Origin of the sequence: Sphingobacterium zeae (assembly GCF_030818895.1) — a bacterium.
Taxonomy (GTDB): domain Bacteria; phylum Bacteroidota; class Bacteroidia; order Sphingobacteriales; family Sphingobacteriaceae; genus Sphingobacterium; species Sphingobacterium zeae.
On record NZ_JAUTBA010000001.1, the window covers coordinates 1,690,442 to 1,704,258 of the forward strand.

Here is a 13,817-nt window from a genome sequence, read left to right on the forward strand (position 1 = left end):
GAAATCCAGTTTTTTACCGGATTATTTTTCATTTTTTTTCTTTAAAACCTTAATGGCTTCATAAACAAGGTTATAGATTGTTCGTTGACTATTTCCAGTTTCAGATGCAATTTGTTCATAAGACTTGTTTTGAAAAAACCTGAGATCAATCACCTGTCTTTGTTTCGGGGTGAGGGATTCCAAAGCTTGAATTAAACGGGTACTCGCTTCGCGAATGGATTCCTGTTGTATGAGGACCGTCTCGTGTGAAGGAGCATTGTCATTGGACCGATAATTTGTTATCGCCAATTTTTCATCCAATAACCGACGGTCATTCAGAATACGGCGCAACCATGTCATCAAATATGATTTGATATTATCGACAGGAGGCAGGCGGTCACGTTTTTCCCATAATTCTAAAAATAGATGTTGTATACCATCTTTTACGGCTTCACGCGAATATCCTAGCATCATGCCATAGGCAAAAAGCTCTCTGTATACTAAGTCATATAAGGATTCAAAGGCCTCACTCGACCCTTTCAATGTAGCTATCCAATGTTGTCTCATGGTGTGAATGGCGCAAATCTACATTTTTATTTAGAATAATTACAAATAAGATTGATGTTTGGATCGCGCTTGAATGGATATATTAGCCTCTTGCTGTTGATATCACCTAGCTTAGATCAAACGTATTTCTCATTCTTCCCGTCGATTAAATTTTGACTATTGTTAAAAAGTTGCCGCAAAAGCCTTAAAGGTCAATAGCGTATGATTGGCGGTTGGTGCGTTCAAAGACGATTGCTAGTTAAGCAGGTTGAATGGTCGGTTCCGATGGTTCTTTTGAGATCGTTTGCGTAGAAAAAATAGTAGAATACATTCGTAAAAAGCTATTTTTAACTGGTAACCAATTTTTAAAAAGTAGCAGATAAACCTAAGGCGTCATTTCATAGCATGCTGGCTATAGAAATGAGCTTAAGAATTTAAATGAATATTTTATGCTCGAATTTTATGATAAGAATTGAAAATAAAACGATTGGAATGAGTTGCCTGATCGCTTATATGACCTTGACTAGCTGTTTATTGGCATTCGGACAGAATTACACTTCTGAGGTGTGGCGTCCGGATCTTGGAAATGGAAAATTTAAAAATCCTATTATCCATGCTGATTATTCCGATCCGGACGCGATCCGTGTAGGGAAAGATTATTATATGGTTGCCTCCAGTTTTCATCACAGTCCAGGCCTTCCTATTCTACATTCCAGAGATATGATCAACTGGACGATTGTAGGTCATGCGCTGCAGCGGCAAGTGCCCGAAGCGGTATTCCGTAGCGTGCAACATGGCGGAGGAGTATGGGCACCTTCAATTCGATACCACAATGGCGAATTTTATATTTATTATCCCGATCCGGATTTTGGAATCTATCAGATAAAAACAAAGGATATCCGGGGAACATGGTCAGCACCAACGTTGGTTTTCCCAGGAAAGGGATTGATCGATCCATGCCCGTTTTGGGATGAAGATGGTCGTGCTTATTTAGCTTATGCCTATGCGGGGAGCCGTGCAGGCTTGAAAAGTGTTCTGGCAATAGCAACGATGAGTACTGACGGAACTCGTGTATTGGATCGCGGTACAATTGTTTATGATGGGCATGAATTGGACCCTACAATTGAGGGGCCCAAAGTATATAAGAGGAATGGATACTATTTTTTGTTTGCACCAGCGGGTGGGGTTTCCACGGGCTGGCAATTGGTTTTGCGTTCGAAAAATATCTATGGGCCCTATGAGCGTAAGGTGGTTATGGCGCAGAACAAGTCGGCAGTTAATGGTCCGCACCAGGGTGCGTGGGTAGATACTCCTTCTGGGGAGGACTGGTTTTTCCACTTTCAGGATAAAGAAGCCCTGGGACGTGTGGTGCATCTTCAGCCGATGGTCTGGAAAGAGAATTGGCCCATCATCGGCGAGGATAGCGATGGAAATGGCATAGGTACCCCCGTGACTACCTATAGGAAACCTAACGTCGGAAAGCAGGTCTCTGCTCCGGTCAATCCTCGGGAATCGGACGAGTTTGAGTCTCCTCATTTAGGATTGCAGTGGCAATGGCAGGCTAATCCGGATGGTACTTGGCTTATGCCATCACATGAGGGTAAGCTCCGGCTCTATAGCCAACAAGAGCCTCAAGGCAGTAAAAACCTAATGTCGGCGCCTTATATTATGACGCAAAAGTTTCCTGCAGAAAATTTCAATGCGACAGCAAAAATACGACTGCGTCCCAATGAGAAGGAACTTGGTGAAAAAGCAGGACTGGTGGTGGTCGGTGAAGATTATTCCCAGCTTTTTATACGTAAAGATAAAGGTCAATTTCAACTTTACTCTGGTCGTTGTTCAGGAGCCTATGCTGGTCATTCGGAAAATGTGCAGTCCGTTTCTTCTTTGCCGGATGACTTTGTGTATATCCGTGTAGTAGTCAAAGATGGAAATTCCTGTCAATGGTCATATAGTTTGGATGGCAAAAGATATATACCCGTGGGAGGTCAATTTCAGGCTAAGCCAGGGAAGTGGGTTGGTGCAGCATTAGGCCTCTATGCAAGTAGAGAAAAGCACAGCAATGATAGTGGTTATGCTGAAGTAGACTGGTTTAGAATAGAAAAATAAGGATGATGCTATCCTACTTTAGCCTTATTGACTATTTAGGGTAGTTGAAATTGTATGATAATATAATAAGCTCAGCAATAGGGTTTATGCTAAAAACACACTCATGAAGAGAAAAATAAATGTATTTAAGATGCTGCCTGTCGGCGTACTGTTGGGTATACTGTTCACCGTGCTAGGTGGGCGGGCTGCTCCTCCCGAATTGATTACAGTAGACCAACAGGGAAAGGGTGATTTTACAAGTATACAAGCTGCAGTAAATTCAGTTCGTGCTTTTCGCGGTGAACAGGCCGTTCGGATTTGGATCAGGAAAGGAATTTATCATGAAAAAATAGTGATCCCAACGTATATCGAAAATATTGAGCTTATAGGTGAGGATGCTATCGATACCAAGATTGTATTTAATGATTATGCGGGTAAGAAGGTTGACTGTCCAGATGAGCGAGGGGATCTTACGCTTGGGACATTCAGTAGTTATACCTTATTGGTTCGTGGGAGTAGGGTGCTCATCAAGGATTTAACGATCGAAAATGCAGCTGGTCCAGTGGGGCAGGCGGTGGCACTTCATCTGGAAGGTGACCAGATAGCATTGGTCAACTGCCGTCTTTTGGGTTTTCAGGATACTTTATATCTGGGTAAAAGCGGTGCAAGGAGCTATTTTTTCGATTGCAGTATCAGCGGAACAACAGATTTTATTTTCGGGCCGGGCATTGCATTTTTTCAGCAATGCCGGATTCTATCCCTGCGAAATTCGTATGTCACAGCTGCTGCTACACCTCAGGGGCAAAAGTACGGTTATGTCTTTGAGCAGTGTGATTTTGTCGCTGCAGATGCAGCTGTCGATAAAGTATTTCTCGGCAGACCATGGCGTCCCTACGCCAATACGGTGTTGGTAGATTGTACTTTGGGAGCTCATATTGTTCCTGAAGGGTGGAATGAATGGAAGGGTGATAGCTTGTTTCCAGATAAGCATAAAACCGTGTTTTACGCCGAATTGGGATCGAAAGGAGCCGGGGCATTGAATCTCTCCAAGCGTGTGGAATGGTCACATCAGCTTCCGGAAAAAAAACGGGATATATATAAGCTGGATCGTGTACTGGGCGATTGGAACGTTAAAAAGATGATCACGCCGTAGCTGTTGCACCAAAAAGGCGGTCGGTATGATAAAGCAAAAAAGCGGATTTTCTAGCTAGAAAATCCGCTTTTTTGCTTTGTGCTCCCACCTGGGCTCGAACCAGGGACCAAAAGATTATGAGTCTTCTACTCTAACCGACTGAGCTATAGGAGCAGGTCTGTAATTTTGTCAATTTAAACAGCTGTTGTGCACTTTTGACGATGCAATTATCGATATTTGTATCGATATTTCAAAATAATTCGATGGAAAAAATTAAAAATATTGTTCTTGATTATGGGAATGTGATCTTTATGATCGACTTTGTGAATTTGAAAGATGCTTTTACTCAGTTAGGTATAGGGAATGTAGATGCTGTATTTGCACATCATGGTCAAAGTGCACTTTTTGATAATTTTGATAAAGGAAAAATTGATTCGGCTCAATTTCGGGATGGAATAAGAGAATTGGCGCAAAATTCGGCATTGGCGGACGACGAGATAGACGCTGCCTGGAATAGCCTGCTGATTGGTGTACCAAAAGGTAATCATGAAATTTTACTTCAGTTGAAAGATCGATATCGGACCTTCTTATTAAGCAATAACAATGCTATTCACTATGCCTATTGTATGAATGATATCCAGCAGAAATATGGCGTTGCAGACAATGAAGTTTTTTTTGAAAAGACCTATTACTCTCATTTGGTGGGAATGCGTAAACCTGATGCGGAGATTTTTGAGTTGGTTATGACAGAACAACAATTGGACCCTGCAGAAACTTTGTTCATCGATGATAGTCCGCAGCACTTGGCAACAGCTAATCAGTTGGGATGGCATACGGCATTGTGTACCAAAGAGAAACCCCTTCAGATTTTACTGGAAGAATTCAAATTGTTATAAAAAAACAATTTTGTTTCCCTTTTTAAAAATAATAGCTTACCTTTGTCCCACTTTAAATTTAAAAGCGGCGAAAGGAGGTATATATAACGCATGATTATCGTAAATGTAAAAGAAGGAGAATCTTTAGATAGAGCATTGAAACGTTTCAAAAAGAAATTCGAAAAAACTGGAGTTTTAAGAGAGTTGCGTTCACGTCAAGCTTACGAAAAGAGATCTGTAACTCGTCGCATTCAAGTGAAAAAAGCGATTTACAAACAATCTTTGAATCAAGATCTAGCTAACTAGTTGATTCGTTGATAATTTCAAAATATAAAGGGAAAAGCAATGCTTTTCCCTTTTTTTTGTGCTTTTAAGTTTGTAATTTAAGCCATATAGCAAGGGAAAAATGTTGGAAAAGGAGTTTATTCGGTTTTTGCAAATTGAAAAAAGATATTCAGAACACACAGTTGTCGCTTATAAGCATGAGCTGGATCTGTTTCATTCTTTTTTGGGTCGGGAAGGACTGATGGTGCAGGATATCGTGTACCGTGATTTGCGGCATTATTTTGCGCAAATGGTGGAATCTGGAAAGAATGCCAGCTCCGTAAACCGAAGCATGTCTGCATTGCGAACATATTTTAAATTTTTGCAACGTGAGGAATGTATTGCCAAAAATCCCATGACACTTATTAAAGCGTTAAAGACTCCTAAAAAATTACCGGTAGTTGTCGAAAAGGAAAAATTGGTGCGCTTATTGGATCAGATGGAGCAGGAGCAGGATGGATTTGAATCCTGCCGTGATTATATGGTGATGGAATTATTGTTTGGTACAGGCATCCGATTAGCGGAACTGTTGAAAATTAAAGAACAGGATATTGATTTTTTTAATAAAAACATTCTTATATTAGGTAAAAGGAACAAAGAACGCCTCGTTCCGATCAATAATCTTTTATTGAAAGAATTGAAAAACTATTTACAACAAAAAGCGACACAATTTGTTGATACTAATAATAGCTTACTGATCGTTACTAAAGAGGGGAAGCCGGCATACGCCAAGCTGATCTACGATATCGTACATCGGCAGTTGACACTGATTTCCACACAAGGTAAGCGAAGTCCTCATATTTTGAGGCATACGTTCGCAACAGCCCTATTGGATAATGGGGCAGATTTAAATGCAATTAAAGAGCTGCTGGGGCATGCAGGACTTGCGGCAACACAAGTATACACGCATAACTCAGCAGAACGATTGAAGTCAATTTATAAACAAGCTCATCCAAAAGCTTAAAAAAAGGAGGAAAAATGAACATTACTGTGCAATCTATTCGATTTACTGCTGATCAAAAGCTAATCGATTTTATTAAAAAGAAAACAGGAAAATTGGAGCAGTTTTTGGATTCCATTATTGGTGGCGAATGCTATCTGCGATTGGAAAATGTCGATGATGAGGCAAACAAAATTTCGGAAATTAAATTGAATATCCCAGGAAGTCAGCTATTTGCAAAGGGGCAGGCAAAAAGTTTTGAAGAGGCAACAGATATTGCCGTGGAATCTCTTCGTAGACAGATAAATAAGCATAAAACAAAAACAAAAAATACCGTAATTAATAGTCGTAATGACGTTCTTGTAGTGGAGGAAGAAGAGGAAGAAGAATACGATTAAAAACGATAAAATAAAGTTATTCATGTAAGAGGTCAGTATCAACTGGCCTCTTTTTTTATGGATAATGAAGGATTAAAAGGCTTATTTATATTAAATCAAAATAATCTACAGTTTTACTTGGATTGATTATAAATAATATTTATTTTTGATCGATTTAAATGATAAGCGAAATAAAAATGTCAGAATTGGTTTGTCCGTTAGCACAGGTGGAGGAAGTTTTTTCAACTACAACAGGTAAAGTCTATCAATGTAGCCGCAAAAATTGTTTCTGGTTGGAATATAATAAGGAGACTACTTCTTTCTCGGTATCTGATTTTTTAATGTTCAAAAAACGTATAGATGCCATTGATGTCGAACATATGCTTCATGACACTACCCGTTCGTCGGATTTCGAAATCATCATGCCCTTCCGTACGGAAAGATGCTTCATCTTAGCGGTAGAAGATGTGCTTCAGTTACGTGAATTATTAGACGGAGCTAAATTTATGATCGAGCTGAATAGCGTAATCAGAACGTGTCTTCAGGTTTCGCCATTTGCAGTTTTTGCGTAGTCAATACATCAGACGAATCGTATTAAGTCAATTTTTATTTTAAACAAGCAGTTCATACTGCTGTCCTTTCTCTTTTGTTGCCATAGACTATTTTCAACAATAATGTCTCCAATCGTTTTAATTGATCGCTTATCGAAAGTATTGATGAGCCGTATTTGTAATTGTATTGATTCTAAACAAGTTGTGCTCGCCTGGCCTAATTTAGACTGAATTCGTATTACATATTCTTGATACAAATTTTAAAGTTCTGCTGTATCTTTGTGATACAATCAGGTGAGGATGTGTTTCACCTGTGCATGTTTTAGAATTTAAACTTAAGGTAAATATGAAAGATTTATTGAAATTAAAATCTTCTTTGAAAGAAGAGATCGAAAATATATTGAATGCGCAAATTAAAGTTGAAGCTCACTCTTCTGCATTATATTTGGCTATGTCATCTTGGTGTGATGATCAAGGTTTGGAAAACGCTTCAGAATTTTTTGCAAAGCAATCCAACGAAGAGCGTGAACACATGTTGAAGCTTTTCAATTATATCAACAATCGTGGTGGACGTGCAATTTCTCCAGAGGTGATCGGTATTCCTCAAGATTTTGAGTCGTTCCGTGGCGTGTTTGAACAAACACTGGAGCAGGAAATGTTTGTTACTGAACAATTCAATAACATCGCTGATAGATGTGCGAAAGCAAAAGATTATGTTACCTTTAATTTTGTTCAATGGTTCTTGGCAGAGCAGGTGGAAGAAGAGTATGTAGCAAGACGCATTCTTGAATTATTCGATGTAATCGGTGAAGAAGGTACTGGCCGTTGGGAAATTGACAAACACCTTCTTAAAGTTAGTTTTCCAGGTGAATAGTAATTTTTAAGAATAGGTATAAAAAAAACGAGCTGTTTATCCGACAGCTCGTTTTTTTATATACAAAATCACAACTTTTTACGTTAATAGCTTAAGAATTCTTATATTGAATTGTATTATCGCAAAGTCTGTTTGATGGAACTAAGGGACGGGAATATTATCCGGTTAGTACTTTTTTTAGCTATAACGAACTTGTTTTTTTTACCTAAAAGCGCCTTAGGGCAGGTGTCAAAAAAAGAGGTGTATGGTATTGTTGTAGATACAGCAGGAAAACCGTTAAATGGTGTGAGTGTCCATCTGACAAGCTCTCGCGATACCTTGTTCTCATCAACGTCCAATACAGGTTATTTTCATTTCAGCCGTGTGCAAGGTAATGATATTCGTATCAGTTGTAGTCAACTGGGCCTAAGTATATTGGAACGTAGCTATCCCTTGTACAATAGTACAACAGCGACATTGGATGTCGGAAAATTAACGATGTTCCCCCATGTATCCCTGCTGAAAGAGGTTATTGTACTGAAATATAAACCTATCGTCTATAAGCAGGATACCGTTCAATTTAATCTGGATGCCTTCCAATTCGATCACCGCGCGCTGTTGGAGGAGGCTCTCAAAGCGTTGCCAAATGTTCAGGTTTCAAGGGATGGTTCTGTCTATGCCTTTGGCAAACCTATATCCTCCGTTAAGGTCGATGGAAAAAAATTCTTTGGCGGCGATGTGCTCACAGCAACACGCAATCTACCGGCAGATTTTGTAAAAAGTGTTCAGGTGATCGATTTCTATGGGGATGAGGCTACAGCAAAAGGAATTAAAAGTGCTGAATCTGAAAAGATCCTCAATATCGTCCTCAAAGATGATAAGAAGAAAATTACTTTTGGACAGGCCACATTGGGCGGTGGTTCGGTCGATCGTTATCTGGGCAGTGCTGGGCTGAACCGCTTTAATGATGGAAGAGAATATTCTATTATCACATCAGTAAACAATACCAACACAAACCTCTTTTCTTTCGGTTCCCCCAATGGTGGAGAGCGGGAGCGGGAAATGGGCGAACTTGCTGACTTTGCAGACCCTACAGATGGACTGAATAAAATCGGATCTGTAGGAGGCAGTTTTTCCAGTCCGCTTTCTAAAAACGTGACCGCCAGTGGTAAATATTCTTTTACGCAGCGGAATAATTACATCCAGGGAAATTCTTTGTTGCAGTCCATATACGGATATGGGAAAGGGGGGAATAATTTGATCAGCAATTCTGAAAACTACAGCATAAAATCGATTGATCGTACACACAAAATGGACTGGGACTTTGATATCAAGCTGTCTCCCAAAGATCAGCTTAAAATATCGCCCAAATTATCTTATACCAATGCTACAAGCAATACGTTGAAAGATAGGAGGATACAAAATAATTTATTGAGTAGTACGGGTAACTATGATGCGGGCAGTATTACGGAAAGTCCGGCAGCAGCTTTAGATCTTTTTTATGTCAGAAGTTTTACCAAACCGGGGCGGAAAGTGCTTTATACGTTGCATACTGACTTTAATTCTTTGGATAAAGACGAGGAAGTCCGCGACTTTAATAAAGCAATCGATAGTAGCTCAAATTTGCCCAGAATAACGGAGACGTATCTCAATCAAGGCGTCCGTTCCAGCAGTGAAAATAAAAATATCCAAAGTCGCCTGTCCCTGGTCGAACCCGTTGATTTAGGAGGGACTTTGGAAATCAATTACGATTTTGACTATACCAAGATTGATGCTAGACGTTCCACTTTTGACAACAACTTTGACAATGGACCTCTCTTGGTGGATTCGCTGAGTTTGAAGTACGACTATGCTTTTGCAAGCAATAAAGTCGGTATGGTTTATCGGCAAGATCTGAGTGACAAAGTGAAAGTGAGTTTCGGCTTTGCGGTTCAGCCTTCGGAACTGACAGGAAGTTCAACAGACAAGCTGATAAAAACCTCCTATTCCAATGTGAACCTTGTACCTTCTGCCGGACTGAAATGGAAATTCAGCAAAGAGGAGGACCTTTCGATGGATTATTATGGGCGTAATAATCAACCTAGTTTCTATCAAATACAACCTGTGGTGGACAATACCAACACACAAAATATTGTGGTCGGAAATAAAGATCTAAAATCGGAATTTGCACATAGTTTTGTTTCAAAATACCGGAAATCAATTACACGCAGTGGTCAGTACTTAGAAGCTAGTCTTGCTCTTAATCTGGTGAATGATAAGATTGTTGCCAACCGTACAATTGATCCCAATTCGACCATACAAAAAACGACCTATCGCAACACAGAAGGATATTATGATGTTAAGAGTTATTACCTGTTTACAGCCTCGTTGTTGTCCGATAACCTGCAGATGAGCTTGAACGGAAATGCCGATTATTATAACAATATCTCGTATGTAAACGATAAGAAGAGCTTTGGTGGACACTTCTTGTTTACTCAAGCGATTCAGTTTCGCTATACCTGGAGTGATATCTTCGAAGCCGAATTAAATGGTAACTATTCCTTGAACAGGGCGACATTTGATTGGCCTGTGCAAGATAATATCACCGTGCATTCGGGTATTGTTGGACTGGGATCTAAAGCATATTTGGGTACACATTTTACGATGGGACTTGAGCTTTCTCAAAAGTTTAACGCAGGATATTCAAGCTCGTGGAACAATATTAGCCCGACGATAATCAATGCGTATATGGAATATACTTTTGGACGGAATAACCTCGGTATGCTGCGTTTTCAGGGATTCGATTTAATGAACCAGAATACCGGGATTTCGCGTGTCGTCTTAGGAAATGACATTTTGGATGTCCGTAATAATCGACTGGCGCGTTATTTTATGCTTTCCCTTAATATAAGATTACAAAAATACCCTAAAAAATCATGATGAAAGCTGTTATTATTACTGCACCCGGTGGGCCGGAAGTTTTGCAAGTTAGCGATGAGGAAATGCCGCAGCCCGGACAATACGAAGTTTTAGTGGAAGTAAAAGCGGCAGGAGTCAATAGACCTGATGTGTTCCAACGTAAAGGGAGTTATCCTGCGCCAGCCGGAGTAAATCCTCGGATACCTGGCTTGGAGATTGCTGGTATTGTCGTTGAGAAAGGAAAGGATGTCACCGACTGGAATATCGGCGATCGCGTCTGTGCACTCGTAGCGGGCGGAGGCTATGCCACCTATGCCAAAGTCTATCAAGGGCATTGTTTGCCTATTCCAGATCATCTGGACTTTGCCGAGGCAGCCTCACTTCCAGAAACCGTTTTTACGGTATGGGACAATGTTTTCCGACGGGGGAAATTGCAGACAGGTGAGCACTTTTTGGTACATGGTGGTGCTGGTGGGATTGGTAGTACAGCAATTCAGCTCGCGTCCTTGTTTGGTGCGGAAGTATATACGACAGTCAGCTCACCCGAGAAAGCCAGTTTTTGCGCATCATTGGGAGCCGTCAAAACTATAAATTATAAAACAGAAGATTTCGAGCAGCTGCTCGAGGGGCTGGGCGTGGATGTTATTTTAGACAGCATTGGTGGCTCATATTTTGAGAAAAATATCCGTCTCTTGAACCCCGATGGCCGACTGGTGTATATTAACGCGATGGAAAACGCAAAAGTTGAATTGAATTTGCTGCAATTGATGCAAAAACGCATCCTTTTAACTGGAAGTACACTGCGTTCGCGAGACCGCGAATTTAAGCAAATACTACGTGACGAGATCTGGTCTCAGGTATGGCCCAAGCTCAGTGCTGGACATTTTAAACCTTCTATATACCAAGTGCTTCCTTTTGCTATGGCCCCTGAGGCTCATCGGCTGATGGAAGACTCAAGCTTATTGGGTAAGATCGTCTTAAGCTTTTGATCGCTGAAAGTTGAGGGGAGTAGTGCCGGTTACGGTTTTGAAGTACTTGTGAAAGCTGGAGAAGTTTTGAAAACCGGCTTCAAAACAGATTTGCTTCACCGTCTGTTTGTTTTCTATTAATAAATTGCAGGCTGTCTTCACGCGCATTTCGATCAGAAATTGAAAGAGTGTTTTTCCGGTCTGTGACTTGAAAAAGCGACAGAATGAATTTGGTGTCATACCCGTTAGCGAAGCAAGGTCATGCAGCCGTATTTGGTCGCGGTAATTTTCACCTATAAAGTGCATCGCAACCTGCATACGGTTGGCATCCTGATCTTGCAGTTGGATGGTAAAAGTGGCGCTGGTCAATAAATCATGTTTTTCTTCGGCCGAAATGCACGTTAAGATCTCCAGTAAATGAATAATACGTGGTGTGCCGGTTGTCGTCAAAATAGCATCAATTAATTGCATAGTTTTTAATCGGCTATGCGCTGCTAATGAAATGCCTCTCTTGGATACGCGAATAAGCTCTTTGATGGCTTTATTTTCAGGTAAATTGATAAAATCATTTCCCCAGAAGTTCTCTTTGAAATGAAGTACACGGATATCTGCGCATTCTGCTTTTTCCTGCTGCAGATAAATGGCATCAAACAGCCAGTAATGAGGTAAATTTGAACCCACCAGTGTGATGTCGCCCGATTCAAAACGCCTAACGCTATCGCCAATAAATTGAGTACCCGAGCCTTTAGCAAAATAAATCAATTCCAGTTCTTCGTGATAATGCCAAAGGTTGTGGTATTGCGGGGTATTGTCTCTTCTGGCATTGAATGAATGCTCAGGGTTACTGTTTAAATGAAGCAGCTGTGCTTTCATAATTGTGAAATATATGCTGTAAAGTTACCAATTTGAGTTTGGCTATGGTAATATAGCTTAATAATTTGATAATATACTTGAATGTTGTCTAGGATTTTTAAGCTTATTTTACATAAATAACTACTTATAACCATTTGAAAGATATGACGAATAAAAAGAGTTACACATTTGCCTTGATTTTGGTGACATCCTTATTCTTTTTTTGGGGATTTATTCATAACCTAGATCCAATCTTAATTCCGCATTTGAGAAATGCGTTTAGTTTAACGCACTTTCAAGCTTCATTGGTCGATTCTGCCGTATTCATCGCTTATTTTGTGATGGCCATTCCTGCAGGTATTATTATGAAACGATACGGCTATAAAGCTGGCATTTTGATCGGATTGATCTTTTTTGCGATTGGCTGTTTTCTTTTTGTACCTGCTGCCAACACGATCAGTTATGTTTTCTTTTTAGGAGCCTTATTTGTTGTGGCCTGTGGTCTTACGATTCTGGAAACCGCTGCCAATCCTTACGTTGCTATATTGGGGGATCCGGCTTCATCGGCGCAGCGACTTAATTTTGCACAGTCCTTTAACGGTCTGGCAGCCTTTGTGGCTCCGATCTTTGGTGGGAAATTTATTTTATCTCATGAGCCTAAATCGCAGGAGGAACTGGCACAATTGGCTGAACAGGCAAAAATGGCTTATATCCAGTCCGAAACAGCTTCTGTAAAATTGCCTTATGTGGTATTGGGTATATTGATTTTATTGATCGCAGCCTTGTTTTTCTTTACAAAATTGCCTGATATCAAAGATGCGGAAGAAGAAGGTAAGGCAGGTTTTTTTCATGCTTTTCGTCACACAAATGTTCGATGGGCAGTGGTGGCTCAGTTCTTTTATGTCGGAGCCCAGGTTTGTGTTTTAAGTTTTCTGGTATTGTTTGCTACGGAAGTTGCCGGCATATCGGGTAAAGAGGGGGCTGACTACGCCGGATTTGCCGGACTGGCTTTTATGCTAGGACGATTTATAGGTACATTTTTTATGCGTTTTGTATCCGCTTCCAAACTGCTGATTATTTATTCCTTTATCGCCATCCTTTTATCCCTATTCGTCATCTTCGGATCAGGCATTCAAACCTTATATGCGCTAATTGGTATCGCTTTCTTTATGTCAATTATGTTCCCAACGATTTTTGCGTTTGGTGTACAGGGGATCGGAGCAGATACGAAGTCGGCTTCCAGTCTGATCGTCATGTCAATTGTGGGCGGTGCTTTGTTACCTCCAATTTTGGGTTTTATCTCTGATAAAACAGGAAATTTCCAATATGGTTATTTTGTGCCTTTGGTTTGTTTTATTGTTGTTCTGTTGTTTGCCTTTCAAAATAGAAGGGTCAGTATTGTGGAAACTGAAAGTCTAAAATCACATTAAATTA

At 40.3% G+C, this 13,817-nt stretch carries 13 protein-coding genes and 1 tRNA gene; 11 read left to right on the top strand and 3 right to left on the bottom strand.

The window, feature by feature from the left end:
* Positions 1-21: 21 nt before the first annotated feature.
* Positions 22-546 (bottom strand): RNA polymerase sigma factor, encoded by a 525-nt coding sequence (locus QE382_RS07040; protein ID WP_209577845.1) that lies wholly within the window; start codon positions 544-546, stop codon positions 22-24.
* Positions 547-987: 441 nt separating this feature from the next.
* Here QE382_RS07040 and QE382_RS07045 point away from each other — a divergent pair, with 441 nt between their 5' ends.
* Positions 988-2,634, top strand: coding sequence for a glycoside hydrolase family 43 protein (locus QE382_RS07045; protein WP_307185262.1), 1,647 nt, complete (start codon positions 988-990; stop codon positions 2,632-2,634).
* Positions 2,635-2,737: 103 nt separating this feature from the next.
* Positions 2,738-3,766 carry a pectinesterase family protein gene (locus QE382_RS07050; RefSeq protein WP_307185263.1) on the top strand — a complete coding sequence of 343 codons (1,029 nt, stop codon included), beginning with the start codon at positions 2,738-2,740 and terminating at the stop codon, positions 3,764-3,766.
* Positions 3,767-3,845: 79 nt separating this feature from the next.
* Here the strand turns inward: QE382_RS07050 and QE382_RS07055 are convergent.
* Positions 3,846-3,919 (bottom strand) — tRNA-Ile (locus tag QE382_RS07055).
* Positions 3,920-4,008: 89 nt separating this feature from the next.
* Here QE382_RS07055 and QE382_RS07060 point away from each other — a divergent pair.
* The 8 genes from QE382_RS07060 to QE382_RS07095 all read left to right on the top strand — a co-directional run bounded on the left by QE382_RS07060 (position 4,009) and on the right by QE382_RS07095 (position 11,552).
* Positions 4,009-4,641, top strand: a complete 633-nt coding sequence (locus QE382_RS07060) for an HAD family hydrolase (RefSeq protein WP_209577847.1) — start codon at positions 4,009-4,011, stop codon at positions 4,639-4,641.
* Between the two features lie 90 nt (positions 4,642-4,731).
* A complete protein-coding gene (rpsU, locus tag QE382_RS07065) occupies positions 4,732-4,926 on the top strand; it encodes a 30S ribosomal protein S21 (protein WP_209577848.1) in 195 nt (64 codons plus the stop codon).
* Between the two features lie 100 nt (positions 4,927-5,026).
* Positions 5,027-5,908, top strand: coding sequence for a tyrosine-type recombinase/integrase (locus tag QE382_RS07070; protein WP_293938778.1), 882 nt, complete (start codon positions 5,027-5,029; stop codon positions 5,906-5,908).
* 14 nt (positions 5,909-5,922) lie between these two features.
* A complete protein-coding gene (gene hpf, locus QE382_RS07075) occupies positions 5,923-6,282 on the top strand; it encodes a ribosome hibernation-promoting factor, HPF/YfiA family (protein WP_209577850.1) in 360 nt (119 codons plus the stop codon).
* A gap of 176 nt (positions 6,283-6,458) precedes the next feature.
* Positions 6,459-6,833 (top strand): DUF6686 family protein, encoded by a 375-nt coding sequence (locus QE382_RS07080; RefSeq protein ID WP_209577851.1) that lies wholly within the window; start codon positions 6,459-6,461, stop codon positions 6,831-6,833.
* Between the two features lie 325 nt (positions 6,834-7,158).
* Positions 7,159-7,686: a ferritin gene (locus QE382_RS07085; protein WP_307185264.1), complete on the top strand. Its 528-nt coding sequence runs from the start codon at positions 7,159-7,161 to the stop codon at positions 7,684-7,686.
* A 225-nt stretch (positions 7,687-7,911) separates the two neighbouring features.
* Positions 7,912-10,584 (top strand): TonB-dependent receptor, encoded by a 2,673-nt coding sequence (locus QE382_RS07090; protein WP_307185265.1) that lies wholly within the window; start codon positions 7,912-7,914, stop codon positions 10,582-10,584.
* Complete coding sequence (locus QE382_RS07095) at positions 10,581-11,552, top strand: NAD(P)H-quinone oxidoreductase (RefSeq protein ID WP_307185266.1); 972 nt, start codon at positions 10,581-10,583, stop codon at positions 11,550-11,552. The genes QE382_RS07090 and QE382_RS07095 overlap by 4 nt, the downstream gene beginning before the upstream one ends.
* On the opposite strand, the gene QE382_RS07100 is transcribed toward QE382_RS07095, so the two are convergent.
* Positions 11,541-12,404 (bottom strand): AraC family transcriptional regulator, encoded by an 864-nt coding sequence (locus QE382_RS07100; RefSeq protein ID WP_293938782.1) that lies wholly within the window; start codon positions 12,402-12,404, stop codon positions 11,541-11,543. The two genes, QE382_RS07095 and QE382_RS07100, sit on opposite strands and share 12 nt — an antisense overlap.
* Before the next feature lie 143 nt (positions 12,405-12,547).
* Here QE382_RS07100 and fucP point away from each other — a divergent pair, with 143 nt between their 5' ends.
* A complete protein-coding gene (gene fucP, locus QE382_RS07105; RefSeq protein ID WP_209577855.1) occupies positions 12,548-13,813 on the top strand; it encodes an L-fucose:H+ symporter permease in 1,266 nt (421 codons plus the stop codon).
* Positions 13,814-13,817 lie beyond the last annotated feature (4 nt).